This window comes from Mesorhizobium sp. LMG 17147, from assembly GCF_024297145.1.
Lineage (GTDB): Bacteria > Pseudomonadota > Alphaproteobacteria > Rhizobiales > Rhizobiaceae > Mesorhizobium.
The window spans coordinates 241,488-265,581 of record NZ_JANCTC010000005.1; the positions used below are offsets into that span (position 1 = coordinate 241,488).

General features: G+C 63.1%; 26 protein-coding genes. 11 read left to right on the forward strand and 15 right to left on the reverse strand.

From position 1 onward, the window contains the following. Nucleotides 1-12 precede the first annotated feature (12 nt). From rsmG to mnmE, 3 genes are all read right to left on the reverse strand, one after another. A complete protein-coding gene (rsmG, locus tag NMG46_RS12540; protein ID WP_254817944.1) occupies nt 13-654 on the reverse strand; it encodes a 16S rRNA (guanine(527)-N(7))-methyltransferase RsmG in 642 nt (213 codons plus the stop codon). Continuing rightward, complete coding sequence (gene mnmG / locus NMG46_RS12545; protein ID WP_254817945.1) at nt 651-2,555, reverse strand: tRNA uridine-5-carboxymethylaminomethyl(34) synthesis enzyme MnmG; 1,905 nt, start codon at nt 2,553-2,555, stop codon at nt 651-653. Before mnmG ends, rsmG begins: the two co-directional genes overlap by 4 nt. Nucleotides 2,556-2,774: 219 nt before the next feature. Beyond that, on the reverse strand, nt 2,775-4,103 hold the full coding sequence (gene mnmE, locus NMG46_RS12550) for a tRNA uridine-5-carboxymethylaminomethyl(34) synthesis GTPase MnmE (protein ID WP_254817946.1): 1,329 nt from the start codon (nt 4,101-4,103) through the stop codon (nt 2,775-2,777). Between the two features lie 59 nt (nt 4,104-4,162). Here mnmE and NMG46_RS12555 point away from each other — a divergent pair, with 59 nt between their 5' ends. Then, nucleotides 4,163-6,178, forward strand: a complete 2,016-nt coding sequence (locus tag NMG46_RS12555; protein WP_254817947.1) for a thioredoxin domain-containing protein — start codon at nt 4,163-4,165, stop codon at nt 6,176-6,178. Nucleotides 6,179-6,353: 175 nt separating this feature from the next. On the opposite strand, the gene rho is transcribed toward NMG46_RS12555, so the two are convergent. The 3 genes from rho to hemE all read right to left on the reverse strand — a co-directional run bounded on the left by rho (nt 6,354) and on the right by hemE (nt 9,353). After that, nucleotides 6,354-7,619, reverse strand: a complete 1,266-nt coding sequence (gene rho, locus NMG46_RS12560; RefSeq protein WP_023675925.1) for a transcription termination factor Rho — start codon at nt 7,617-7,619, stop codon at nt 6,354-6,356. Between the two features lie 166 nt (nt 7,620-7,785). Beyond that, a complete protein-coding gene (gene hemJ / locus NMG46_RS12565; RefSeq protein WP_254818076.1) occupies nt 7,786-8,322 on the reverse strand; it encodes a protoporphyrinogen oxidase HemJ in 537 nt (178 codons plus the stop codon). A gap of 2 nt (nt 8,323-8,324) precedes the next feature. Next, on the reverse strand, nt 8,325-9,353 hold the full coding sequence (gene hemE / locus NMG46_RS12570; protein ID WP_254817948.1) for a uroporphyrinogen decarboxylase: 1,029 nt from the start codon (nt 9,351-9,353) through the stop codon (nt 8,325-8,327). A gap of 401 nt (nt 9,354-9,754) precedes the next feature. Here hemE and NMG46_RS12575 point away from each other — a divergent pair, with 401 nt between their 5' ends. The 5 genes from NMG46_RS12575 to dnaQ all read left to right on the forward strand — a co-directional run bounded on the left by NMG46_RS12575 (nt 9,755) and on the right by dnaQ (nt 13,583). Beyond that, nucleotides 9,755-10,573, forward strand: a complete 819-nt coding sequence (locus tag NMG46_RS12575; RefSeq protein WP_254817949.1) for a pyruvate, water dikinase regulatory protein — start codon at nt 9,755-9,757, stop codon at nt 10,571-10,573. 170 nt (nt 10,574-10,743) lie between these two features. Continuing rightward, the gene (locus tag NMG46_RS12580; protein WP_254817950.1) at nt 10,744-11,343 is read left to right on the forward strand and encodes a Maf-like protein; all 600 of its coding nucleotides are present in this window, start codon (nt 10,744-10,746) and stop codon (nt 11,341-11,343) included. Beyond that, nucleotides 11,336-12,178: a shikimate dehydrogenase gene (locus tag NMG46_RS12585; protein ID WP_254817951.1), complete on the forward strand. Its 843-nt coding sequence runs from the start codon at nt 11,336-11,338 to the stop codon at nt 12,176-12,178. The genes NMG46_RS12580 and NMG46_RS12585 overlap by 8 nt, the downstream gene beginning before the upstream one ends. Continuing rightward, complete coding sequence (gene coaE, locus NMG46_RS12590; RefSeq protein WP_254817952.1) at nt 12,175-12,777, forward strand: dephospho-CoA kinase; 603 nt, start codon at nt 12,175-12,177, stop codon at nt 12,775-12,777. The genes NMG46_RS12585 and coaE overlap by 4 nt, the downstream gene beginning before the upstream one ends. Nucleotides 12,778-12,863: 86 nt before the next feature. Then, nucleotides 12,864-13,583 carry a DNA polymerase III subunit epsilon gene (gene dnaQ / locus NMG46_RS12595; RefSeq protein ID WP_254817953.1) on the forward strand — a complete coding sequence of 240 codons (720 nt, stop codon included), beginning with the start codon at nt 12,864-12,866 and terminating at the stop codon, nt 13,581-13,583. A gap of 95 nt (nt 13,584-13,678) precedes the next feature. Here dnaQ and secB read toward each other — a convergent pair whose 3' ends face one another. After that, entirely contained in the window at nt 13,679-14,179 is a 501-nt protein-coding gene (secB, locus tag NMG46_RS12600; protein ID WP_254817954.1) for a protein-export chaperone SecB, read from the reverse strand. A 113-nt stretch (nt 14,180-14,292) separates the two neighbouring features. After that, a complete protein-coding gene (locus NMG46_RS12605) occupies nt 14,293-14,784 on the reverse strand; it encodes an FxsA family protein (protein ID WP_254817955.1) in 492 nt (163 codons plus the stop codon). A gap of 198 nt (nt 14,785-14,982) precedes the next feature. Between NMG46_RS12605 and NMG46_RS12610 the strand changes: the two genes are divergently transcribed. From NMG46_RS12610 to NMG46_RS12625, 4 genes are read left to right on the forward strand one after another with little or no spacing between them, the layout of a single operon-like run. Then, nucleotides 14,983-15,690, forward strand: coding sequence for a Tim44/TimA family putative adaptor protein (locus NMG46_RS12610; RefSeq protein ID WP_254817956.1), 708 nt, complete (start codon nt 14,983-14,985; stop codon nt 15,688-15,690). A 23-nt stretch (nt 15,691-15,713) separates the two neighbouring features. Continuing rightward, nucleotides 15,714-16,820, forward strand: coding sequence for a murein transglycosylase A (locus tag NMG46_RS12615; RefSeq protein WP_254817957.1), 1,107 nt, complete (start codon nt 15,714-15,716; stop codon nt 16,818-16,820). Continuing rightward, a complete protein-coding gene (locus tag NMG46_RS12620) occupies nt 16,817-17,353 on the forward strand; it encodes a Smr/MutS family protein (RefSeq protein ID WP_254817958.1) in 537 nt (178 codons plus the stop codon). Before NMG46_RS12615 ends, NMG46_RS12620 begins: the two co-directional genes overlap by 4 nt. A gap of 53 nt (nt 17,354-17,406) precedes the next feature. Continuing rightward, on the forward strand, nt 17,407-17,775 hold the full coding sequence (locus NMG46_RS12625; RefSeq protein WP_254817959.1) for a helix-turn-helix transcriptional regulator: 369 nt from the start codon (nt 17,407-17,409) through the stop codon (nt 17,773-17,775). Between the two features lie 9 nt (nt 17,776-17,784). Here the strand turns inward: NMG46_RS12625 and NMG46_RS12630 are convergent, their stop codons facing one another. The 3 genes from NMG46_RS12630 to NMG46_RS12640 all read right to left on the reverse strand — a co-directional run bounded on the left by NMG46_RS12630 (nt 17,785) and on the right by NMG46_RS12640 (nt 20,512). Then, on the reverse strand, nt 17,785-18,402 hold the full coding sequence (locus NMG46_RS12630) for a transglutaminase-like cysteine peptidase (protein WP_254817960.1): 618 nt from the start codon (nt 18,400-18,402) through the stop codon (nt 17,785-17,787). Between the two features lie 212 nt (nt 18,403-18,614). Continuing rightward, nucleotides 18,615-19,892 (reverse strand): polyhydroxyalkanoate depolymerase, encoded by a 1,278-nt coding sequence (locus tag NMG46_RS12635; RefSeq protein ID WP_254817961.1) that lies wholly within the window; start codon nt 19,890-19,892, stop codon nt 18,615-18,617. A gap of 260 nt (nt 19,893-20,152) precedes the next feature. Continuing rightward, nucleotides 20,153-20,512, reverse strand: coding sequence for a septal ring lytic transglycosylase RlpA family protein (locus NMG46_RS12640; protein ID WP_254817962.1), 360 nt, complete (start codon nt 20,510-20,512; stop codon nt 20,153-20,155). A 303-nt stretch (nt 20,513-20,815) separates the two neighbouring features. On the opposite strand from NMG46_RS12640, the gene NMG46_RS12645 reads away from it, so the two are divergent. Continuing rightward, nucleotides 20,816-21,001, forward strand: a complete 186-nt coding sequence (locus tag NMG46_RS12645) for a hypothetical protein (protein WP_254817963.1) — start codon at nt 20,816-20,818, stop codon at nt 20,999-21,001. 61 nt (nt 21,002-21,062) lie between these two features. Here the strand turns inward: NMG46_RS12645 and NMG46_RS12650 are convergent, their stop codons facing one another. The 4 genes from NMG46_RS12650 to tauA all read right to left on the reverse strand — a co-directional run bounded on the left by NMG46_RS12650 (nt 21,063) and on the right by tauA (nt 24,013). Further along, nucleotides 21,063-21,245, reverse strand: coding sequence for a hypothetical protein (locus tag NMG46_RS12650; RefSeq protein ID WP_254817964.1), 183 nt, complete (start codon nt 21,243-21,245; stop codon nt 21,063-21,065). Between the two features lie 6 nt (nt 21,246-21,251). After that, nucleotides 21,252-22,118 carry an ABC transporter permease subunit gene (locus NMG46_RS12655; protein ID WP_254817965.1) on the reverse strand — a complete coding sequence of 289 codons (867 nt, stop codon included), beginning with the start codon at nt 22,116-22,118 and terminating at the stop codon, nt 21,252-21,254. After that, nucleotides 22,115-22,888, reverse strand: coding sequence for a taurine ABC transporter ATP-binding protein (locus NMG46_RS12660; protein ID WP_254817966.1), 774 nt, complete (start codon nt 22,886-22,888; stop codon nt 22,115-22,117). Before NMG46_RS12660 ends, NMG46_RS12655 begins: the two co-directional genes overlap by 4 nt. Before the next feature lie 111 nt (nt 22,889-22,999). After that, a complete protein-coding gene (gene tauA / locus NMG46_RS12665) occupies nt 23,000-24,013 on the reverse strand; it encodes a taurine ABC transporter substrate-binding protein (protein WP_254817967.1) in 1,014 nt (337 codons plus the stop codon). Nucleotides 24,014-24,094 lie beyond the last annotated feature (81 nt).

Genomic DNA, 24,094 nt, shown 5'->3' on the forward strand with positions numbered 1-24,094 from the left:
TGGGGTCGCCGGTCACAAGCCAGGGTGCGGTCGCAAGTCGGATACTTCGAGAATGACGCCCTGCGCGTCGGTTGCACTGGCATGTTCTACCAGATCGAAAGACCATCGTTGAGCGCTTTCTGCCACTTCGGCGCGGTAATCCCTGCCTTTGTGAAACAGGCCATGCGACCCCTTGGTCAGCCACGGCGCCGCCAGGTCGAGCAAGTCGGGCAGCGATGCGAGTGCCCTAGCTGTGACGATTTGCGGTGCAGGAACAAGAGGATAGCTATCGTCGATGCGGCGCGCGATGACCTTGGCGGGCAGATTGAACTTTCCGACCACCGTTTGCAGGAACGATGCTTTTTTCCGGTTGCTTTCAACAAGATCGATGCTGGCGCCTTCCCGCTCGGCGAGCAAAAATGCCAGCACTAGGCCGGGAAACCCGCCGCCGGAGCCCAGATCGACCCAGCGCTTCGCCTCTGGTTTGATTCGCGCCAGCTGCGCGCTGTCGAGGATGTGGCGGCGCCAGACATCGTCCTGCGTCGATTGCGCGGCGAGATTGATCCGGCGGTTCCATTTCTGGAAGACGGCCTCGAACGCGACCAGGCGATCGAATGTTTCACGTGAAACCGGGCCCGCTGCCGCCTGCAGGTTTGCCCAGGACGCAGCGCTCACGCGACCTGCTTTCGCGCAGCCGCCTCGGCATTGCGCACATGGGCGACGATGATCGCCAGCGCCGCCGGCGTCATGCCCTCCATACGCTGCGCATCGGCAATGGAGCGCGGCTGGCGTGCCAGCATCTTCTGCCTCAATTCATTGGACAGGCCGGGAACAGAGGCAAAGTCGAGCGATTCGGGAATCAGCCGGCTCTCCTCATGCCTGATCTGCGAGACGTCTGCCTGCTGGCGGTCGAGATAGACAGAATATTTAGCTTCCGTTTCAAGACGTTCGGCCGTTTTGCTGTCGATCGCCGCGAAAGCCGGTTCGATCCGCGCCAGCCAGGCGATGTCGACGCCGGGATAGGCCAGCAACTCATAGGCCGAGCGACGGACGCCGTCCCGGTTGATCTCGAGCCCATGGCGCGCCGCCTCATTGGGAGTCATGGTGGTGCCGAGGGCGAGCTGTCGCGCCTTCTCAAGGTCTTGCACGACATTGTTGAACCGCTGCATCCGCTCGGGCGAGGCAATCCCCAGTCTCATCGCCAGCGGCGTCAGCCGCTCATCGGCGTTGTCGGCTCGCAAAGATAGCCGGAACTCGGCGCGCGAGGTGAACATGCGGTAGGGTTCGGCGATGCCGCGGCTGGTCAAATCGTCGACCATCACCCCGATATAGGCTTCGGTGCGGCTGAGCACGATTTCATCGCTCACCGAAGCCTTGCGCGCCGCGTTGAGGCCGGCGAGCAGCCCTTGCGCGCCGGCCTCCTCGTAGCCGGTGGTGCCGTTGATCTGCCCGGCGAGGAAAAGCCCGCCGATCCGCTTTGTCTCCAGCGTTGGCTTGAGCTCGCGCGGGTCGACATGGTCATATTCGATGGCATAGCCCGGCTGCAGCATGGTTGCCCGCTCCAGCCCTGGAATGGTCTTTAGAATATCCAGTTGCACATCTTCCGGCAGCGAAGTCGAGATGCCGTTCGGGTACACCGTGTCGTCGTCCAGCCCTTCCGGCTCCAGAAAGATCTGGTGGCCGTCGCGGTCGCCGAATTTGACGATCTTGTCTTCGATCGACGGGCAGTAGCGCGGCCCGACGCCTTCGATTGACCCCGAATACATCGCCGAGCGGCCGAGATTGGCGCGAATCAGCTCATGCGTGGCATTGGTCGTTCGGGTAATGCCGCAATGGATCTGCGGGTTTTCGATGCGCTCGGTGAGCAGCGAGAACGGTACGGGATCTTCGTCCGCCGCCTGGCTCTCCAGCGACGCCCAATCGATCGTCCTGCCGTCCAGCCGCGGCGGCGTGCCGGTCTTCAGCCGCCCGAGCTTGAAGCCGGCGCGGCTCATTGTCGCCGACAGGCCGGCGCTCGCCTGCTCGTTCATGCGGCCGGCGACGATCTTCTTCTCGCCGATATGGATCAGCCCGCGCAAGAAAGTGCCGGTCGTCAGCACCACGGCGCCGCAGGCGAGCCGGCGTCCATCCGCCAGCAGCACCGCCGCGATGCGTCTGTCGTCGATTTCTCCGTCGTTGATTTCCCTGCCGTTGATTTCGAAGTCCAGCACCTCGCCTTCGATGACCTCGAGCCCGGCCTGCTGGCGGATTGCCGCCTGCATGGCAAGACGATAGAGCTTTCTGTCGGCTTGCGTCCGCGGACCACGTACCGCCGGCCCTTTGCGGCGGTTGAGCAGCCGGAACTGGATGCCGGCCGCATCGGCAACGCGCCCCATCAGCCCGTCCATGGCATCGATCTCGCGAACCAGATGGCCCTTGCCGAGGCCGCCGATCGCCGGATTGCAGGACATCACGCCGATCGTGTCGAAGCGCAGCGTCACCAGCGCCGTTCTGGCGCCAGCCCGCGCAGCGGCGCTTGCGGCCTCGCACCCAGCATGGCCGCCGCCTACCACAACCACATCGTAGCGATTGGTCATTTGTGTATTCCGATTCAAATCTGCCGACACATGTGCCCACAGCCACATGCTGTCAAGAACAGTGCTCGTTTCACGTGAAACAATGTGGCGGTATCGGGGCCCTGGTGTTTCACGTGAGTCATGGCGTTGGTCCCTTCGGTGGCGCAGAACATCGGCGGGACAGCGAAGGAGCGCCGTCGCTCGGCTTCCGTCACTGTTGCTTGCAACGTTTCACGTGAGTCATTTGCCGATACAGAACTGCGAAAAGATAACGTCCAGCATATCCTCGACATCGACCGCCCCGACGATTCGTCCAAGCCGATCCGCTGCCAGGCGCAGTTCCTCGGCCCGTAGCTCCTGCCCGCGATGACCACTGGCCCCTGCTGCGACCAGGAAGCGTTTCGTCTCGTTGAGCAACTCGACGTGCCGCAGCCGCGACGGCAGGATATCGCCGGCCTTGCCGATCTGCGCTGCGGCACGACGCCCGATCTCGTCCAGCAATTCGGCCAGACCCGTGCCGTCCCGCGTCGAGATGGCGAAATCATAGTGCGCCGTGGGCGAGGGTGACTTGCCGCCCAACAGGTCAATTTTTGTTCCGACCCTCAGCGCCGGAATGCCGCTCGGCACCACACCGATCGCGACTGGCTCCGCCAGATCCTCCAGCAGCAACAGCAGATCAGCGCTGTGCGCCTTGGTTCTGGCCTTCTCGATGCCAATCGCCTCAATCTTGCCGGGCGCCTCGCGCAGACCGGCGGTGTCGGTTACCCTGACCCGCACGCCTTCCAGGTCCAGTACAACCTCAAGCAGGTCGCGGGTCGTGCCGGGCTCGTCGGTGACGATGGCCGCTTCGCGCCGCGCCAAAGCGTTGAACAGGCTGGACTTGCCGGCATTCGGCGCGCCAAGGATGACGACTTCGAACCCGTCGCGGAGGATTTCGGCGGCACGAAAGCCGGCGACATGGCGCTCGATTTCGTCGATCATGGCCTGAACATCGGACCAGACCGAATCGGCGACCGAACCCGGCACGTCGTCCTCGTCGGCAAAATCGATCTCGGCCTCGATCATCGCCCGGGCGTGGATCAGCCGTCGGCGCCAGCCCAGATAGAGTTCGCTCTGCACGCCCTGAGCGTTGTGAACGGCAAAACGCCGCTGCGCTTCGGTCTCGGCGTTGATGAGATCGGCCAGCGCCTCGGTCTCGACCAGATCGAGCTTGCCGTTGAGAAAGGCGCGGCGGGTGAATTCGCCAGGCTCGGCATGCCTGACGCCATCGAAGCCGGCGATCGTTTCCAGCATCCTCGCCACGACGGCGCGTCCGCCATGCACGTGGAACTCGGCGACGTCCTCGCCGGTGAAACTGTCGGGCCCGGCAAAGAAGACAACCAGGCCGCTGTCCAGCACCGATCCGTCGCGCGCCCGGAGCTTGCGATAGGTGGCCACGCGGTTCGGCACGGTCGATCCGGAAATCGTTTCGACAACGAATCGACTCTGCGGCCCGGAAATCCGGATCACCGCAATGCCGGCCGGCAGGCGCCCGCTCGATAGCGCTACGATGGAGTCTTTTAAAATCATTTGCCCGCTCTGCCGAAGCGCCCTAGCTATGCCTGTTCAATCCGCCATCGAGTAGCGCCGTGACCTTGCCTGCACAAAACCTGCTTGCCGAAGAGGCCAGCCCCTATCTGCAGCAGCACAGCGGCAATCCGGTGCACTGGCGGCCGTGGTCGCCCGCCGCTCTGGCCGAAGCAAAGGCGCTGCAGCGCCCGATCCTGCTCTCTGTCGGCTACGCCGCGTGCCATTGGTGCCACGTCATGGCGCATGAGAGCTTCGAGAACGACGACGTCGCCGCCGTCATGAACCGTCTCTTCGTCAATATCAAGGTGGACCGCGAGGAGCGGCCCGACATCGACCAGATCTATATGGCGGCATTGTCCTCGATGGGCGAGCAAGGCGGCTGGCCGCTGACCATGTTCCTGACCCCGGACGGCAAGCCGTTCTGGGGCGGCACCTACTTTCCGCGCGAGGCCCGCTACGGCCGGCCGGGCTTTGTCCAGGTGCTGGAGGCGGTTGACAAGGCTTGGCGGGAGAAGAAAGAAAGCGTTAACCAAAGTGCCGACGGCTTGAGCACGCATGTCGAGACGCGGCTGGCGGGCAGCCATGCCAAGGCCGTACTCGACCGCGGCATGCTGGCAAAGTTCGCCAACGGCATTGACGGCATGATCGACCGCGAGCTGGGCGGCCTGCGCGGCGCGCCGAAATTCCCCAACGCGCCCTTCATGCAGAGCCTCTGGCTGTCCTGGCTGCGCGACGGCACCGCATCCCACCGCGACGCCGTTCTCCTCAGCCTCGAAAAGATGCTGGCCGGCGGCATCTACGACCATATAGGCGGCGGACTCAGCCGCTACTCGACCGACGCCGAATGGCTGGTGCCGCATTTCGAAAAAATGCTCTATGACAATGCCCAGCTCGTCCGGCTATGCAACTGGGCCTACGCGGCGACCGGCAAGGAATTATTCCGGCTGCGAATCGAAGAGACGGTCGCCTGGCTGTTGCGCGAAATGAGGGCCGAGGGCGGTGCCTTTGCCGCCAGCCTCGATGCCGATAGCGAGGGCGAGGAGGGGTTGTTCTACACCTGGAGCAGGGATGAAATCGAGACCGCCCTTGGCTACGAATCAGCCTTGTTTTTCAAATACTTCACACTTGCCGATCCGCATGGCTGGGAAGGCAAGCCGATCATCCACCAAACCGAAGCCCAGCAAATACAAAGCGTCGTCGATCAAGACCTCCTGGTTCCGCTCAAGCAGAGGCTGCTGGCAGCGAGGGAACAGCGCGTTCGGCCCGGGCGTGACGGCAAGGCCCTGACCGACTGGAACGGGTTGACGATCGCAGCCCTTGCCGAGGCCGGACGATCGCTTGGCCGATCCGACTGGATCGAAGCGTCGGAAGCGGCCTTTGCCGCCATTGCGGGCGCCGCCCGCGACGCCCGCCTGCCGCATTCCATGCTCGGGGAAAAGAAATTGTTTCCCGCGCTGTCGAGCGACTATGCGGCCATGGCCAATGCAGCCATCTCACTGTTCGAGGCGACCGGCAATCCCGACTATATCGATCGCGCCAGGAAATTCATCGGGCAACTCGATCTCTGGCACCGGGACAGCGACAAGACCGGCTACTATCTGACCGCGTCCGACAGCGCGGATGTGCCCATCCGCATCCGCGGCGATGTCGACGAAGCCATTCCTTCCGCTACCGGCCAAATCATCGAAGCCCTGGTCCGATTGTCGTCGCTGACCGGCGATCTCGATCTCTGGGAAAAAGCCGGGACGGTCGCCGAGCATGCAGCCGGGCGGGCTGAGCACCAGGGCTATGGCCAGGCGGGTATAGTCAATGCCTGTACCTTGGCGTTCGAGCCGTTGAAATTGGTGATCGTGGATAGATCTGAGAATCCAAGGCTTGTTCCGGTTGCGAATCGAAATCCGGACCCGCGCCGGGTGGACATCGTCGTGCCCGTCGGCTCTGCGACAAACCTGCCGACGCTGCCAGGCGGCGTCCTGCCACCAACCGAAAAGCCCGGCGCCTGGCTCTGCACCGGGCAGGTCTGCCTGCCAGTGATAACGGAAGCTGAGGAGCTGGAACGGATGCTGCGGCGGTGATGGACCTGGCGCTCCGTCCCTTCTCCGTTGTGGGAGAAGGTGGATTGGTGCGCAGCGCCGAGACGGTTGAGGGGTGTTGGACGGAGTGCCGTCATAGCCAAGCTGGAGCACCCTCATCCGACCGAGCTTCGCTCGGCCACCTTCTCCCACAAGGGAGAAGGGAAGGCCCGCAACCCTACGTGTTCATCGAATCGAAGAAATCCGCATTGGTCTTGGTCTGCTTGAGCTTGTCGATCAGGAACTCGATGGCGTCGGTTGTTCCCATCGGCGCCAGGATGCGGCGCAACACGAAGATCTTCTGCAGGTCCTGGCGCGGAACCAGAAGGTCCTCCTTGCGGGTGCCGGACTTGAGGATGTCCATGGCCGGGTAGATGCGCTTGTCCGCCACCTTGCGATCGAGCACGATTTCCGAATTGCCGGTGCCCTTGAACTCTTCGAAGATGACTTCGTCCATGCGGCTGCCGGTGTCGATCAGCGCGGTGGCGATGATGGTCAGCGAACCGCCTTCCTCGATATTGCGGGCAGCACCGAAGAAGCGCTTCGGCCGCTGCAGCGCGTTGGCGTCGACACCGCCGGTCAGCACCTTGCCGGATGACGGCACGACGGTGTTGTAGGCGCGGCCGAGGCGGGTGATCGAATCCAGCAGGATGACAACGTCGCGGCCGTGCTCGACGAGGCGCTTGGCCTTCTCGATGACCATTTCGGCAACCTGGACGTGGCGAACCGCCGGCTCGTCGAAGGTCGAGGAGACGACCTCGCCCTTCACCGAGCGCTGCATGTCGGTGACTTCCTCCGGCCGCTCGTCAATCAGAAGCACGATCAGGTAGCATTCCGGGTGGTTGGTGGTGATCGAATGGGCGATGTTCTGCAACAGCACCGTCTTGCCGGTGCGCGGCTGCGCCACGATCAGGGCGCGCTGGCCCTTGCCGAGCGGCGCCACCAGGTCGATGACGCGCGCCGAAATATCCTTAGAGGTCGGAACCTCCATCTCCATCTTCAGCCGCGAGGTCGGATAAAGCGGCGTCAGATTGTCGAAATGGATCTTGTGGCGGATTTTTTCAGGGTCGTCGAAATTGATCGTGTTGACCTTGAGCAGCGCGAAATAGCGCTCGCCCTCTTTCGGGCTGCGGATCGGCCCTTCGACCGTATCGCCGGTCTTCAGTGAGAACCGCCGGATCTGCGATGGTGAAATGTAGATATCGTCGGGGCCTGGCAAATAGTTGGCATTGGCGGAGCGCAGGAAGCCAAAACCGTCCTGCAGCACTTCGACGACGCCGTCGCCGATGATCTCGATATCCTGGGTCGCCAGTCTCTTCAGGATCGCGAACATCAGCTCCTGCTTGCGCATGACGCTGGCGTTCTCGACCTCGAGCGATTCCGCATAAGCGATCAGCTCTGGTGGTTTCTTGTTCTTGAACTCTGTGAGCTTCATTTCTTGCATCATTAGACGGACTCTGAGTAAGCTTTGGGAAAAATATCGGCGGGATGCGACAAATGCCGGGCGCGGCCGAAGCGATAAATGGGCGGCGCATGACGGGAAGGAAGACCCGTCTTTTATCGTCGGTCGGTTGAAAGAGCAAGCCGCCTTTTGCGGGCAACCGAGGACGTCAGAACGGTTTTACGATAACCAGGACGACGATGACGATCATCAGCAATGTAGGGATCTCATTGACGATCCGCCAGTGCCTTGCCGATTTTTCATTGCGGTCTTCGGCAAATTTGCGAACGGCGCCGGCGAGATAGCCATGCACGGCCGACAGACCAACCACCGCAGCGATCTTGGCATGCAGCCAGCCGCCCTGAAAACCAAAGCCTTTCCAGGCGAGCCACAGGCCGAATGCCCAGGTAATCACCATTGCCGGATTGATGATGCCGCGCAGCAGGCGGCGCTCCATCACCTTGAAAGTCTCCGACTGGACGGAGCCTTTTTCGGCATCAGCATGATAGACCAACAAGCGCGGCAGATAGAGCATGCCCGCCATCCAGGAGATGACGGCAATCACATGGATCGCCTTCGCCCAGGGATAGAAATCATCGGGCCCGAAGAAAAACAGCAGCCCGGCCAGCACCAGGAAGATGGCGATCCCAATTGCCGCGCGGTGCATCGCCCCTCGACCGCTGTTCGCGTTGTCTGCGCCCATCATCGTCACGATGCGCTCCGCACCAGTTTCACCATCTGCTCGACATGCGCCAGCGGCGTCTCCGGCGTGATGCCGTGGCCGAGGTTGAAGATCAGTGGTCCGTCGCCCAGCGCCTTCAGGATCGCCGCTACGCCGTCGGCAAGCGCCTTGCCGCCGACTACGAGCCTCAGCGGATCGAGATTGCCCTGCACGGCGCCGTCGCGCTGCAATTCCTTCGCCGTCGACAAGGGCACGGTCCAGTCGAGGCCCAGCCCGGTCACGCCGGTCTGCTGGCGATAGCTTCGATAGTGGTCTCCCGCGCCCTTGGGAAAGCCGATGATCGGAACATTGGGATGGACAGCCTTCACTTGCCGAACGATCTCGGCCACCGGCTCGACGCAGAACAATTCGAACGACGCTTCGTCGAGCACGCCTGACCACGAATCGAAGATCTGCACCACATCGGCGCCGGCTTCGATCTGGCGGATCAGATAGGCAGCCGAATGATCGGCGAGCACCTTCAGCAGCCGAAGAAAGGCCGCCGGCTCGCGATAGGCGAACAGCCTGGCCGGCGCCTGGTCGGGCGTACCGTGGCCGGCAATCATGTAGGTCGCCACTGTCCAGGGCGCACCGCAGAAGCCGATCAGCGTCGTTTCATCGGGCAGTCTGGCGCGCAATCGCCGCACCGTCTCGTAGACCGGCTCGAGATTCACGTGAAACGTTTCGCCGTCGAGAGCCTCGATCTCCACAGCCGTGATCGGCGTCAGCAACGGGCCGCGTCCTTCCTCGAAGCGCACGTCGCGGCCTAGCGCATGCGGAACGACAAGGATGTCGGAAAACAGGATCGATGCATCGAAGCCGAAGCGTTCGATCGGCTGCAGCGTCACTTCGACGGCGAGATCCGGGTCGTAACAAAGATCGAGGAAGGATCCGGCCCACCTCCTCGTCTCCCGGTATTCCGGCAGATAGCGGCCGGCCTGGCGCATCATCCAGACCGGTGGCGGAAACACCGTCTTGCCTCTCAACACGTCCAGCACGATCCGGTCTTGAGGCATTGAGCGCTAGCCTTTCCAGGCTTCCCTATAATTAAATATTCTATGTTTAGGAATCTTATGATTCTAAGAGTCTGTTGGTTGTGGTGGTTGTCTCCTGTCCCGCTTTGTCCTGGAAAAGACCAGCCAGCATATTGTCGCGCGCTTCTCCAGCGGGATTGCAGGACTTTGTGGAAAACCGCGAATTTACGACTGGAGTCAATGCGTTGCCGCCACGCCAGGGAAATTGCCCCTGTGGATGAAGCGAAGGCAAAAAGCTCCGTCCCCGGACTTGTCCCCAACCGCCCGGAGAAGCCGACAGCACATCGAATTGTGGACAAACCGGCATCTGATACAGTCGCTTTGCGGTGGCCGAGTTTTCCGCCCGGCTTATCCACATCGGCCCACAGCCTGGAATGTATCCTGTGAACAAACCGCAAAGCTTCTTTCATCTTCACCTGATTTCCGACGCGACCGGCGAAACGCTGCTGGCTGCCGGCCGCGCGGCTTCCGCGCAATACAAGGATGCGCGCGCCATCGAACATATCTATCCGCTCATTCGCACCGAAAAGCAGGTGACGAAGGTGTTCGAGGACATCGAAGAGGAGCCAGGCATCATCCTCTACACGGTGGTCGACCAGAAGCTTGCCCGCGGCATCGACGAACGCTGCGCGGCGATGGGCCTGCCTTGCGTCTCGGTGCTGGAACCGGTGCTGACGGTGTTCCAGTCCTATCTCGGCACGCCTGCCGGCCGCCGCGTCGGTGCCCAGCATGTGCTGGACGCCGAATATTTCCGCCGCATCGACGCGCTCAACTTCACCATGGAGCATGACGATGGCCAGCTGCCGGCCAATATGGATGATGCCGACATCGTGCTCGTCGGCATCTCCCGCACCTCGAAGACGCCGACCAGCATCTATCTCGCCAATCGCGGCATCAAGACCGCCAACATCCCGATCGTGCTCGGCGTGCCGGTGCCCGAAAGCCTGGTCAATGCCACGCGGCCGCTGATCGTCGGCCTGGTCGCCACCGCCGAACGGATCTCGCAGGTCCGGCAGAACCGCATTCTCGGCACCAGTGCCTACGAACCGACCGACTATGTCGACCGTGCCGCGATCGCCGAAGAGCTCGCCTATGCCCGCCAGATATGCACGCGGCATGGCTGGCCGATGATCGACGTCAGCCGCCGTTCGATCGAGGAGACGGCGGCGGCCATCGTTGCCCTGCGCGGCAAGACGCGGTAGGGCATGTCGATATTCAGGTGATGCCGGCCTGCGAACGGCGGTTTCCTGCGCTTCCGGTACTCACGGACCCAAATGTCCGCTCCGTTCCGGTTCTCGGAACCCACCATTCTCGACTCGGCCTGGCCTGAATCTCGACACACCCTAGTGAGCGCCAGGAAACGGGCGAAAAAATGACCGAAAAAATCATCCTTGCCTCGGGCAGCCCGTTCCGCAAGGCGCTGCTCGTCAATGCCGGCGTCACTGCCGAAGCGGTTCCGGCTTCTGTCGATGAGCGCGCGCTGGAGGCGCCGCTGCAGAATAGTGGCGTGTCGCCGCAGGACGTCGCCCTGGTGCTCGCCGAAGCCAAGGCCACCGAAGTCAGCGAGCGCAGGCCCGGCGCCCTGGTGCTCGGCTGCGACCAGACGCTGTCCCTCGGTGACGAGTTGTTCCACAAGCCGGCCGACATGGAAGGGGCGCGCCGTCATCTGCTGGCGCTGTCGGGCAAGACGCATCATCTCAACAGCGCCGTCGTGCTCGCCCGTGACGGCCAGGTTCTGTGGCGGCATGTCGGCATCGCCAGTCTGACTATGCGCAAGCTCGATCCGGCCTTCATCGGCCGCCATCTGGCGCGCGTCGGCGCCAAGGCGTTGTCCAGCGTCGGCGCCTACCAGATCGAAGGCGAAGGCATCCAGCTATTCGAAAAAATCGAAGGCGACTATTTTACCATTGTCGGCCTGCCACTCTTGCCGGTGCTGGCCAAGCTGCGTGAGTTCGGGGCGATCGATGGCTGAGGCCTCGAAAAAAGCCTTCGTCACCGGCCACCCGATCGCCCATTCCAGGTCTCCGAAGATCCACGGCCATTGGCTGGCGAAATACGGCATCGACGGCGTCTACGAGGCCATTGACGTTGCACCGGAGGCCTTTGCCGAATTCTTGCAGACGCTGCAGGCACAAGGCTATCGCGGCGGCAACGTCACCATCCCGCACAAGGAAGCCGCCTTCGCCTTGGCCGAGCGGCGTGACGCCGACGCCGAACAGATCGGTGCGGTCAATACGCTGTGGTTCGAGAATGGCGAATTGTGGGGCGGCAACACCGATGCCCATGGCTTTGCCGCCAATCTGGACGAATATGCACCGGGCTGGGCGGCCAACGGCCCCGCCGTGGTGCTCGGTGCCGGCGGCGCCGCTCGCGCGGTCATCCATGCGCTGAAGCAGCGCGGCATCAACGACATCCGCATCGTCAACCGGACGCTTGCGAGGGCGCAGGAGCTGCGCGACCGCTTCGGTGCCGGCGTCTCCGCCCATGGCATGGCGGCGACCGGCGAATTCCTCGAAGATGCCGGCCTGCTGGTCAACACGACAGCGCTCGGCATGCATGGCAATGAAGGCCTGTCCGCGGATCCGGGCAGACTGCCGGACCGCGCCATCGTCACCGACATCGTCTACGTGCCGCTGGAGACGCCGCTGCTTGCCACCGCCAAAGCGCGCGGCCTGAGAACCGTCGATGGGCTCGGCATGCTACTGCACCAGGCGGTGCCCGGCTTCGAGCGCTGGTTCGGCATCAGGCCAGAAGTCACCGCCGAACTGCGGCAAATAGTTATTGCCGATATCGGCGCGATAAAATGATCGTGCTCGGCCTCACCGGATCGATCGGCATGGGCAAATCGACCACGGCCAAGATGTTTGCCGAAGCCGGCGTGCCGGTCCATGATTCCGACGAGGCTGTGCATCGCCTTTATGCCGGCAAGGCCGCGCCCTTGGTCGAGGCGGCCTTTCCCGGCATCACCAGATCCGGTGCGGTCGACCGCGCGGCACTGGCGGCGCGGGTGCTCGGCGACGCCCCCGCGCTGAAACGGCTGGAAGCGATCATCCATCCGCTGGTCCGTGCCGATGCCGATGCGTTCCTGGCTGAAAATCGTGCCGCCGGCGCGCCGCTTGCCGTGCTCGATATACCGCTGCTGTTCGAGACCGGCGGCGGGAACCGCGTCGACAAGGTCGTGGTCGTCACCGCGCCGCCTGAAGTTCAGCGCGCCCGCGTGCTGGCGCGTCCGGGCATGAACGAGGAGAAACTGGCGTCGATCCTGGCCAGGCAGGTTCCCGACGCCGAAAAGCGCCGGCGCGCCGACTTTGTCATCGACACCGGTCAGGGCTTTGACGCCGCTCGCGCAGCCGTCAAGGCCATCATCGCCGAACTAGTCGTGGATAAGGCAGCCAGGCCTGGTTAAGAGGCTTGCAGACCCACATTAGTTGTTGCCATTTTGTTCCTGGTGTGATTCGGCTAGAATGATGCCGGCACCAGTGGACTGATTCGATGCGTGAGATCATCTTCGATACGGAAACCACCGGCCTCGACACGCGCGAGGACCGCGTCATCGAGCTTGGCGGCGTCGAGTTGGTCAACCGTTTCCCGACCGGCCGAACCTTCCACAAATATATCAACCCGCAAGGCCGCCAGATCCATCACGAGGCGCAGGCCGTGCACGGCATCAGCGCCGCCGATCTCGTCGGCAAGCCGACTTTCATGGAGATCGCCGAGGAGTTTCTGACCTTCATCGACGGCGCCAAACTGGTCGCGCACAATGCCGGCTTCGACATCGGCTTCCTTAATCTCGAATTCGGCCGGCTTGGCCATCCGGCCATCGATCCGGGACGGATCGTCGACACGCTGGCGCTGGCGCGCCGCAAGCATCCGATGGGCCCCAATTCGCTCGACGCGCTCTGCCGCCGCTATGGCATCGACAACGGCCGCCGCACCAAGCACGGCGCGCTGCTCGATTCGGAATTGCTGGCCGAGGTCTATATCGAGCTCATCGGTGGCAAGCAGGCAAGCCTTATCCTCGACAGCATCCTGACTCCGACGGGCGGCAGGCAGAATGTCGAAGACATCGATATTTCGATCGGCGTCAGGCCGATCGCCTTGCCGTCGCGCCTGACCGACGCCGAGCGCACCGCGCACGCGGGCATGGTTGGCACATTGGGCGAAAAGGCGCTCTGGCTGCGGGTCGCCCAGGAAGCGAGTTCCGCGGCGTAGTGATTTTGACAGGACAGAGGGGGGCGCTGTCCCGCCGACGTCTCAAACAAAAAACCCCGGCGCAAGGCCGGGTTTTCAAACGCTAGCAGCCGCGCTCAGCTCACCTTGACTTTGGCGGCAGCCTGGTCCTCGGCCAGCTTCTGCTGGAACATCTGCGCGAAATCGATCGGGTCCAGCATCAGCGGCGGGAAGCCGCCGTTGCGTGTTGCCTCGGCAATGATCTGCCGCGCGAACGGGAACAGCAGCCGCGGGCATTCGATGAACAGGATCGGCAGCATGTGCTCCTGCGGGAAGCCGCTGATGGCGAAGACGCCGCCATAGACCAGTTCGACATTGAACAGCACTTCCTGGTCGAACGACGCTTTGGCATTCAGCGTCAAATTGACGTCGAACTGCTTGTCCGAAAGCGGATTGGCGTTGACGTTGACGTTGATAGCGATGCCGGGAGCCTTGTCGCGACCGCGCAGCGAGTTAGGTGCGCCGGGGCTTTCGAAGGACAGGTCCTTCACATATTGCGCAAGTACGTTGAGCGAAGGCTGCGCCGCATTTCCATTACCGTTGGCTGCGCCGGTCGGCGCGTCGTCGTTGCTGGCCATAAGCTGTGGTCCTTTTGCCTGGGCAGCGTTGCTGACCGGATTGAAATTCGGGCGTTCGCTATCATGGCCGGTCCGACAAGACAAGTTTGCAAAAGACGCTGATTGCTTTGCGGCTATTCGTCCTTGAGGCGGCGCCAGGGAGAATCCGGTCCGCGCGTATGGTCGTCGGCACGCGAATAGTCGCCGTCGTCGAGATCGATGATCTTGCCGCGTTGCCTTGCCCGCAAACCACTGCTGAAATCGGTGGCCAGCACGATGCGGCCTTTCAGCATCCGCCAGGCAAGATCGCGCACTGGCGGCAGGAACAGCAGAATGCCGAAAATATCCGAGATGAAGCCGGGGATGATCAAAAGGATCGCGGCCAGCACGATCATGGCGCCATGCGCAAGCTGGCCGCTCGGATCACGCCCGGCGTCCATTTCGGCACGTACCCTGGCCATGACGCCAAAACCCTGGTGTCGAAGGAGCAAGGCGCCGGCGACGCTCGAGGCCAGCACCAGCCCGACCGTCGCCAGCGCGCCGATCTGGCGGCCGACAATCACGAAACCGGCTATCTCCAGCAGCGGAAGCGCGAGAATGAACAGGGGAAACAGCGAGATACGCAAATCTTGACCGATCGTTTCGATGTTTTGCCGGCCGGCGAGCAATCGCCGCTGGCACCAGAGCTGTTAGATAGGTATGGCTGCCTTTGATTTGAATGATTGCGCCATGCGTTCTATATGCTTTGGATACCGAACGCTATGTGATCGCGGCCCCTGCTTGGCCGCTGGTCCGGCCAAAGCAGGGATTGATCGGCGCAAGATATGGGCTTCTTCGACTTCGGCACGATTTTCTTTCTGATTGCGGCGGTGGTGATCTTCTTCCAGCTGCGCAACGTGCTTGGCCGACGCACGGGCAACGAGCGCCCGCCCTTCGATCCATATACGGCAGCGCGCAAAAACGACAAGGATGCCGCCCAGAAACCCGAGAACGTGGTTTCGCTGCCGCGCAAGCGTCTGACAGGAGAGCCGGCGGCCGACACCTATGCGGCGATCGATGCCTTTGCCAAGCCCGACACCGATCTCAACCGGGGCCTGCGGGCGATCAAGGACAATGATCCGACGTTCGACCCGAAGACCTTCGTCGACGGCGCAAAGATGGCTTATGAGATGATCGTCATGGCCTACGCCGATGGCGACCGCAAAACCTTGAAGAACCTTTTGTCGCGCGAGGTCTATGACGGCTTCGTCGCGGCCATCGGCGACCGTGAGGCGAAAGCCGAAAAGATCCAGTCCTCCTTCGTCGGCATCGACAAGGCCGACATCGTTTCGGCCGAGATGAAGGGCAGCGAGGCCCACATCACGCTGCGCATTGTCAGCGAGCTGATTTCGGCGACCCGCGACAAGGCCGGCGCTGTCATCGACGGCGATCCCGAGACCGTCGCGGAGGTCAAGGACGTCTGGACCTTCGCCCGCGACACGCGCTCGCGCGATCCGAACTGGAAGCTCGTCGCCACCGAAGAAGAAGACTGAACTGGACGGCGGCGGAGGCTGTCGTGTCGCTTTCTCGAGCCTTCAGCGAAAAATCCTTTGGCGAATTGCCGGGCTGGGGCGAGGACGACCATCTCCCTGCCTTTGACGCCTTTCGCCGCTCGGCCTTTCATACCCTGACCAAACCCTACCGCTCCGGCGTGCTCGGCGTCGACTACAATGGCTTTGCCGATGCCTATGCCGAAGCGCGTACCGTTTCGTCGGCGAATCGGTCGCAGGCACGAAGCTTTTTCGAGCGCCATTTCGTTCCGGCCCGTATCGATACCGAAGATGGTGGTCCCGGCCTGGTAACCGGCTTTTATGAGCCGGAGGTCGAAGCCTCGCCGGTGCGCACGGAACGATTTTCGGTACCGTTGCTGGCGCGCCCTGCCGACCTGGTCGACATCGACGACGGCAATCGTCCTTCCGGCTTGGATCCTTATCTCGCCTTCGCTCGTGCGGCGCCGAACGGCCCGGTCGAATATTTCGACCGCGGCGAGATCGAACGCGGCGCGCTTGCCGGAAAAGGGCTGGAAATCGCCTGGCTCGCCGACAAGGTCGACGCCTTCTTCATTCACGTGCAGGGCGCGGCACGGCTCAACATGACCGATGGCAGGCTTCGCCGCATCACCTATGCCGCCAAATCCGGCCAGCGCTTTACCGGCCCGGGCAAGATCCTGAGCGAGGAAGGCGAGATCCCGCCGGAGAAAGTGACGATGCAGTCGATCCGTGCCTGGTTCAAGGCGCATCCGGAGCGGGTCGACGAGACCCTGTGGCGCAACCGCTCCTATATCTTCTTCCGCGAGACGGGCGTCGACGACCGGGAGCTCGGCCCGATTGCTGCCGCCAAGGTGCCGTTGACACCCGGCCGCTCGATCGCCGTCGACCGGCTGCTGCACACGTTCGGCACGCCCTTCCATATCGACGCGCCGTCGCTGACCGTTTTCGACGGAAAACCGTTCCGGCGGCTGATGATCGCGCAGGACACCGGTTCGGCGATCACCGGCCCGGCCCGTGGTGATTTGTTTGCCGGGTCGGGCGAAGCGGCCGGCGAGACCGCCGGCGTTATCCGGAACGCCGCCGATTTTTATGCGCTGATCCCCCGGCCGCTGGTTTCAGGAGCAGGCCGATGACCCGGCGCATCGACAGGCTGAGCGAGGACGACCGGGTGCTGTGGAACCTGGTGGCGCGCACGGCAAAACCGCTGAAGGGCAGAACCGCCGTCGAAATTCCACACGTTGGGCCGGAGATCGACGAGACCAGGCAGGCGCCGCCGCCGGCACAGGGCGCGGGCAATCCTGCCGCGGCCGCAAAGCCGAAGGCGCAGCATGTCTCCCACGCACTCGACGAACCGACGCTGGACAAGCTGTCGAAGGGCCGGCTGCCGATCGAGGGCCGCGTCGACCTGCATGGCCTGACCCAGGACCAAGCCTATTCGCTGTTGTTTTCCTTCCTGTGCCGAGCGCATGCCGGCGGCATCCGCTACGTCCTGGTGATCACCGGCAAGGGCTCTTCGTCGGGCGGTGATGGCGTCTTGCGGCGCGCCGTGCCCTCATGGCTGTCGACACCCGCTTTCCGGCCCCTCGTCTCCAGCCACGACCATGCCGCCCGCAAACATGGCGGCTCGGGTGCGCTCTATGTCCGCTTGCGGCGGGCACGCTCATGAGGGCATGCCGATGAGGGACGCACCTATGAGGATGCATCCATGAAGGTGCGCTTGTGACCCCGTTCGGCGAAAAGCTTCGCGTGCTGCGAAACGAGCGCGGCGTCAGCCAGAAGGACATGGCCAAGGCCATCGGCGTCAGCGCAGCCTATCTCTCGGCGCTGGAACACGGCCGCCGCGGTGCGCCGAGCTGGACGCTGATCCAGAAGATCATCGGCTACTTCAACATCATTTGGGACGATGCCGAGGAACTGGCGCGGCTGGCCGAAACCTCGCATCCGCGCGTCAAGCTCGACACGTCGGGCCTTAGCCCGGCGTCGACCGAGCTTGCCAATCTCCTGGCCGACAACATTGAAAAGCTCGACGAAGCCGAGCTTCGCCGCATCATTGCGTCGATCCGCGCCGCGCTGGCACGGCCGAAATGAGCTGCCTTGTTACTGGACCGAGCCGACCAGAACCTGCTGGCCGCCGCGGATGGAGACCCAGCGGCCGGTATTGTCGATCGCCTGCCGCTTGAGGAAACGATAGCCGGTCTGGTCCCAGGAACGGACCTGGTCGGTCAGATTGTCAAGGATGTAGTCGCCCTTGTCGGTGCGCACCGTCAGCACGGCGTGGCCTTCGCCATCCGGCTTGCGCACGACGGTCATCAGCAGATCGGCAAACGAGACGCCCAGCCGGTTCAGCTCACGGCGCTTTTCCAGGACATAGTCCTCGCAATCGCCAACGCCCTTGTCGGGATAGGCCCAGACCTCATCCTTGCCGTAGATGTCGAAGTCGCTCTCCGGCTTGACGGCGGCGTTGACCTTTGCCGTGACGCTGAGCAGCTTGCGCCACAGCGAGCCGGTCAGGCTGGCGGGCGACAGATCCTTCGGGCGGATCGAGCATTCGGAGGCGTAGCTCTTGCAGAAATCATAATGGCCGATCGGCTGTGAGGTCGGGCCACCTGTTATCATCGGGCCGGCCGCCGAGGCCGAACTGGCCCAACCTGCCGCCACAGTAAGTCCGGCCAGCGCGCACAGGCGCAGCGTTCTCGCCATTGGTGAGGAAATCATTGTCCCCGCTTGTCCCTTGTTATTAACGAAACGTTAAGGGGTATTTACAGTCCGTGTCAATTATGAGGATGGCTTGATTTTTGCGGCATGGTTACCTGCGTGGCGCCAACGCGACTATTGTGCAACAGGTCGACCGGCCGCACGGCCCCGCCAACCGATGATTTTGGCATTGACCGACCTGATGCGGATTGACGGGCATCATCACTGGTCGCCTATTTCTTGCCGGTTCTGACCAGCTTGGGCTTCACCGCAACACGGTTCTGACGGCCGTAGCTGGTGATGAAGTCGACGATGCGCGGCACGATTTCGGAGCGGAAGCGCGAGCCGTTGAACACACCATAATGGCCGACCGCCGGCTGCATGTAATGGGCGTGCCTGTCGGCCGGGATGTTGATGCACAGGTCGTGCGCGGCCTTGGTCTGGCCGAGGCCGGAGATGTCGTCGTTCTCGCCCTCGACCGTGAACAGGGCGACATTGCGGATCGCCGAAGGGTCGACCGCCACGCCGCGATGCGTCATCGTGCCCTTGGGCAAGGCCTGGCGGACAAACACGGTGTCGACGGTCTGCAGGTAGAATTCCGCCGTCAGATCCATCACCGCCAGATATTCGTCGTAGAACTCGCGGTGCTTCTCGGCATTGTCACCGTCATGCTTCACCAGATGCATGAAGAAGTCCTTGTGGGCGGTGATGTGGCGGTCGAGGTTCATGCTCATGAAACCCGAAAGCTGCAGGAAGCCGGGATAGACCTCACGGCCGAAGCCCGGCACCGGCCAGGGCGCGCGCATGATGACGTTGTCGCGGAACCAGTCGATGCCCTTTTCCTGCGCCAGCAGATTGACCGCCGTCGGATTGCGGCGCGTGTCGATCGGCCCGCCCATCAGCGTCATCGTCGAGGGCACGAACGGATCACCCTTGGCTTCCATCAGTGCCGCCGCCGCCAGCACCGGCACCGAAGGCTGGCACACCGCCATCACATGGGTGTCGGGGCCCAGCGCATGCAGCATGTCGACGATGTAGTCGATGTAGTCGTCAAGATCGAAGCTGCCGTCGGCCAGCGGCACCATGCGGGCATCGACCCAGTCGGTGATATGCACGTCGGCATAGGGCAGCATCGCCTCCACCGTGCCGCGCAGCAGCGTCGCGTAGTGGCCCGACATCGGCGCGACGATCAACAGCTTCGGGTCCGGCCGGCGCCCGGCAGGAACCGCCCGCTCGAAACGAACCAGGTTGCAGAACGGCCGCGACCAGACCGTACGTTCGCTTACCTCGACGTTTTTCCAGTCGACCACGGTCTTGGTCAGGCCGAATTGCGGCTTGCCGTAGCGGCGCGTCGTGCGCTCGAACAGTTCGGCCGTTGCCGCAACCGAGCGGCCCCAGGACGTGTGTGAGACCGGATTGAGCGGATTGGAGTAGAACAGGCGCACCGCATCGGCATAGAGGCGCGCCGGCTGCAAGGCGGCGTGGTTCAGTTCGTAGAGCTGGTAGAACATCGAGAACCCCGCTGCCGACTGCGATCGAAGGGCCGACGAGCAGCGCCGAGCCTTGAATGCTTTGCGGGGAAGTTAGCAACAATCTGCTGCGATGCAATACGTCAACTTGCGTGATTTATGCTCGTTCTTTCGTCCAAGGCATTGAGAATCCGCCTGGAAGGGCAACAGCCGGCTCAATGTGCGCCTGCGAAGGCGAGGCAAAGAGCACGGCTATTGGGGACAATCGTTGGAGGCGGTGTCCGGCCGTGGCGGCCTTACCGTTAGACCCGTGCCATGCAGACAGCGGTATGGCCCGAGCTGATGAAGCCAAGCTGACTGGCTGCGCCCTTCGACAGATCGAGCATCCGGCCCCTGATAAAGGGGCCGCGGTCGTTGATGCGCACGACGACGCTGCGCCCATTGTTGCGATTGGTCACCTTCAGCTTGGTGCCGAACGGCAGGCTGCGATGCGCTGCGGTCAGCGCCGACGGGTTCATGCGTTCGCCGGAAGCGGTTCTGGAATGCAGTGAGTACCAGGAGGCACGGCCGCACTGAGCGGCGGCGTTGGTGGCGGATGCGCCGACCGTCAGGCCGGCCGCAATCGTGGCCGCGACGAGCGCGGCCTGATAGCTTTTCTTCATGCTTGGGGTTAGCTCCGTTGACAGACCCAAGCCGTTAGGTGCCGAACAAGGCAGCAAATGCGGCAATGATCTGTCGGTTCCATGGCAATGTTACACGTTTGGAGTCGGCGCGAAACAATTTGTCAGAGACTTTCCGCAGCGAGGCGCAGCTTCTTTGATGATGTCTGCGCCGATCTCCGGGCGTCTTGCACAAGATCAGAGATTAGCATCCAAGTAGAAGTTGGTGTAATCGAGCGGCCTCTTTTCGCTGTTCCATTCCGGCTGGAACGCGGTTGATGATCGACTTGGAACGGAGTTCTAGCGATGAGATTGATCAAAAATCTGCTGGCCTTGATCGTGCTCGCAATCGGCGTGCTGTGGACGTTGCAAGGCATCGGCTTCATCCGCGGCAGCTTCATGACCGGCCAGTCGCAATGGCTCTATGTCGGCATCGTCACTGCGCTGGTCGGCTTGGCCGGCCTGGCCTGGGCGAACCGTTCACGCGTTTGAGCAGGGCGTCGATGCTCAGGCTCCCGCCAGAGCAGCGCACAGCGTACCCGTGGCGGCCGGGTCACCGCGACCAGTATTGCCAGCCCCAGTAGAAACTTTCGTCGCGCGGCGGCAGGCGGTTGCGCTCCGCGTCCAGATGCACCGGCGTTTTGCGTTCGCCGTCAGGCGGCTGTTTGTCCCCGGCCTTGATCAGGCGGAGCCAATGGCCGAAATGCGCAAACAGTACAGCGATGGAATGGGGCATTGTCGGTCACTCCCGCCCTGCCCACGGGACGAGCACCCGCTCGATCCTGCGGATGATGAATTCGAGCACGAAGGCAATGGCCGCGATCACCAGTATGCCCATCACCACCACGTCGGTGACGAGGAACTGGGCAGCGGACTGGATCATGAAACCGAGCCCGCGCGTCGCGGCCACCAGCTCGGCGGCGACCAGCGTCGACCAACCGGCGCCAAGCGCGATGCGCAGACCGGTCAGGATCGAGGGCAGCGCGCTGGGCAGGGTGACGTGCCTGATCACTTGGCGCTGCGTGGCGCCAAGCGAACGCGCTGCATTGATGCGTTCCTGCGAGACGCCGCGAACACCCGATGCCGTCGACAGCGCAACCGGTGCCAGCATGGCAACGGCAATCACCAGGATCTTGGACGGCTCGCCAATGCCGAACCAGATAATGATCAGCGGCAGATAGGCGAGCGGCGGGATCGGCCGCAGGAATTCGAGCAGCGGATCGAAGAGGCCACGCCCGATCGTGCTTACGCCGATCGCCAGCCCGATGGGAACGCCGACGACGATGGCGACGATCAGCGCTGCAAACACGCGCCACAGGCTGGCGGCGATATGCTGGAGCAGCTTCGCGTCGACAAAGCCGTCACGGGCGACGACGACAAATTTGTTCCAGACTGCCACAGGCGACGGCAGGAAAACCGGCGACACCAATTGCAGGCGGGCCGATACCGTCCACACTGCCAGCACCATCAGAATGGTGATCGCGCTAACCACGCGGGCCGAAACGCGGCTGCGTCTCGGCAGCGGCCGCGACCATGGCACCGACAGCGCGTCGGCTCCGTCGTCGACCTTGGAGCGCCGCGGCCGCTCGGTATAGGAGGTAACGGTCATGCTGCCTCCCCTTCGAAGATCGCGTCGGTCAGCTCGCCGCGCGCCGCGGCGAAGGCGGGATCGGCCTTGATGCTGCGAATGGCCTCGCCGGCTGCATAGCGCCGGCTGAAACCGGCCTCGAAACTCCGCACCACCCGGCCAGGGCCGGGAGCGAGCACAATGATGCGGGTGGCGAGCACCAGCGCTTCGTCGATGCCGTGCGTGACCATCAGCACGCCGACCTGGCTTGCCGTCCACAGATCGAGCAGCGTTGTCTGCATGCGTTCGCGTGTCAGCGCATCGAGTGCGCCCAGCGGTTCGTCGAGCAGCAGGAATTGCGGCTCGGCTGCCAGCGCCCTGGCCAGGCCGACGCGCTGGCGCATGCCGCCGGAAAGCTCCCAGATGCGCTTGTCGCCGGCGCCGTCGAGCTTCACCAGCGCCAGAAGGTCGTCGGCAGTCCGCGCCCGTTCGGCGGCCCCGACACCGCGCAGCCTGAGAGCAAAGGCGACATTTTCCCGCGCGGTCAGCCACGGAAACAATGCGTCGTTCTGGAACACGACGGCGCGGTCCGAGCCCGGCGCCGTGATCGGCCTGCCGCCAATCGTGGCGCGTCCGCGCACAGGCTGGACCAGGCCCGCGGCGACGTTGAGCAACGAGGTCTTGCCGCAGCCGGAACGGCCGACCAGGACAACGAAGTCGTCCTTAGCGATGTCAATCGACACGCGTTCGACGGCCGGCGCCGGCTGGCCGTCATAGTGAACCGAGACTTGGTCGAGCACGAGATGCGTCATGTGGGGTCGCCGATATTCTGAACCTGCCTGCCCCGAAGCCGTTCCTCGTCAGCGGCTCCGGGGCAGGCAACGCGCGTCAGGGAAGGGAGGACGCGCGGTATTGAGCCGCCGCTAATTCGAGGCCAGCGCCTCGCCGACATATTTCGACGACACGTATTTCGAATAATCCGGCAAGACGGCGTCAATCTTGCCCTGCTCCTTGAGGAAGGCCGATGTCGCCTCGACCGCCTTGACCGTGCCGCCACCGAGGAACTTGTCCGAGGCCTGCTCCTCGAGCGTCGGGAAGACATAGCCTCTCAGCAGTTGCGGCACGTCTTCGAGCTTGGCCCCGGTGATCCTGGCGATCTTGGCCGCTTGCGGCGAGGACACCGACCATTGATCCGGCTTGGCCAGGAAGTCGGCATAGGCAGCGCCCGTCACTTTGACGAAGTCGCGCACCGCCTCCGGGTTCCTTTCGGCGAAGTCGGTGCGCACGATCCAGGCGTCGAAGGTCGGCGCGCCCCAGGCTGCGACCTGCGAGGAATCCAGCACGACCTTGCCCGTCGTCTTGATCTGGCCGAGTGCCGGATCCCAGACATAGGCGGCGTCGATGTCGCCGCGCGCCCATGCCGCCGCGATCTCCGGTGGCCGCAGGTTGAGAATATCGACCGACTTCGGGTCGACACCCTCATGCTTCAGCGCGGCAAGCAGGCTGTAATGCGTCGTCGAAACGAAGGGCACCGCCACCTTCTTGCCGGCAAGGTCGGCGGCCTTCTCGATGCCGGCGCCATTGCGGGCGACAAGGGCCTCGGATTCGCCGATCAGCCCGACAATGAAGATTGTCTGGATGGGAAGCTCGCGGCTCGCCGCCGCCGCCAGCGGGCTCGAGCCGACATAGCCGATGTCGACCGAACCGGAAGCGATGGCGGCGATCACGTCGGCGCCGGAATCGAATTTCCGCCAGTCGATTGCCGCCTTGGTCGCGCTCTCATAGGCGCCGTCGGCCTGCGGCACCTTCGAGGGTTCGACGACTGTCTGGTAGCCGATAGTGATCTTGAGGTCCTGCGCATCGGCTGGGCCGAGAAAGACGGCACCTGCCAGAGCCGCCGAGGACAAGAGAACGATACGTCGCGAAATGGTGGACATGAAAGGCTCCTTGGAAACGAGAAAACCGGGATTGCGTTTCATAGTCATCTAACTCTATCGTTCTTGTAGAGTTAAATCCTT

Excerpts from the sequence above, each read along its gene's own strand:
- NMG46_RS12610 (WP_254817956.1), top strand. The coding sequence starts at position 14,983 with ATGGGCTTCTTCGACTTCGGCACGATTTTCTTTCTGATTGCGGCGGTG.
- secB (WP_254817954.1), bottom strand. The coding sequence starts at position 14,179 with ATGGCCAGCAACGACGACGCGCCGACCGGCGCAGCCAACGGTAATGGA.
- NMG46_RS12650 (WP_254817964.1), bottom strand. The coding sequence starts at position 21,245 with ATGCCCCATTCCATCGCTGTACTGTTTGCGCATTTCGGCCATTGGCTC.
- tauA (WP_254817967.1), bottom strand. The coding sequence starts at position 24,013 with ATGTCCACCATTTCGCGACGTATCGTTCTCTTGTCCTCGGCGGCTCTG.
- NMG46_RS12640 (WP_254817962.1), bottom strand. The coding sequence starts at position 20,512 with ATGAAGAAAAGCTATCAGGCCGCGCTCGTCGCGGCCACGATTGCGGCC.
- NMG46_RS12635 (WP_254817961.1), bottom strand. The coding sequence starts at position 19,892 with ATGTTCTACCAGCTCTACGAACTGAACCACGCCGCCTTGCAGCCGGCG.
- hemE (WP_254817948.1), bottom strand. The coding sequence starts at position 9,353 with ATGCCTCAAGACCGGATCGTGCTGGACGTGTTGAGAGGCAAGACGGTG.
- hemJ (WP_254818076.1), bottom strand. The coding sequence starts at position 8,322 with ATGATGGGCGCAGACAACGCGAACAGCGGTCGAGGGGCGATGCACCGC.
- rho (WP_023675925.1), bottom strand. The coding sequence starts at position 7,619 with ATGCAAGAAATGAAGCTCACAGAGTTCAAGAACAAGAAACCACCAGAG.
- NMG46_RS12655 (WP_254817965.1), bottom strand. The coding sequence starts at position 22,118 with ATGACCGTTACCTCCTATACCGAGCGGCCGCGGCGCTCCAAGGTCGAC.
- NMG46_RS12585 (WP_254817951.1), top strand. The coding sequence starts at position 11,336 with ATGGCTGAGGCCTCGAAAAAAGCCTTCGTCACCGGCCACCCGATCGCC.
- mnmG (WP_254817945.1), bottom strand. The coding sequence starts at position 2,555 with ATGACCAATCGCTACGATGTGGTTGTGGTAGGCGGCGGCCATGCTGGG.
- NMG46_RS12620 (WP_254817958.1), top strand. The coding sequence starts at position 16,817 with ATGACCCGGCGCATCGACAGGCTGAGCGAGGACGACCGGGTGCTGTGG.
- mnmE (WP_254817946.1), bottom strand. The coding sequence starts at position 4,103 with ATGATTTTAAAAGACTCCATCGTAGCGCTATCGAGCGGGCGCCTGCCG.
- coaE (WP_254817952.1), top strand. The coding sequence starts at position 12,175 with ATGATCGTGCTCGGCCTCACCGGATCGATCGGCATGGGCAAATCGACC.
- NMG46_RS12660 (WP_254817966.1), bottom strand. The coding sequence starts at position 22,888 with ATGACGCATCTCGTGCTCGACCAAGTCTCGGTTCACTATGACGGCCAG.
- NMG46_RS12580 (WP_254817950.1), top strand. The coding sequence starts at position 10,744 with ATGACCGAAAAAATCATCCTTGCCTCGGGCAGCCCGTTCCGCAAGGCG.
- dnaQ (WP_254817953.1), top strand. The coding sequence starts at position 12,864 with ATGCGTGAGATCATCTTCGATACGGAAACCACCGGCCTCGACACGCGC.
- NMG46_RS12645 (WP_254817963.1), top strand. The coding sequence starts at position 20,816 with ATGAGATTGATCAAAAATCTGCTGGCCTTGATCGTGCTCGCAATCGGC.
- NMG46_RS12630 (WP_254817960.1), bottom strand. The coding sequence starts at position 18,402 with ATGATTTCCTCACCAATGGCGAGAACGCTGCGCCTGTGCGCGCTGGCC.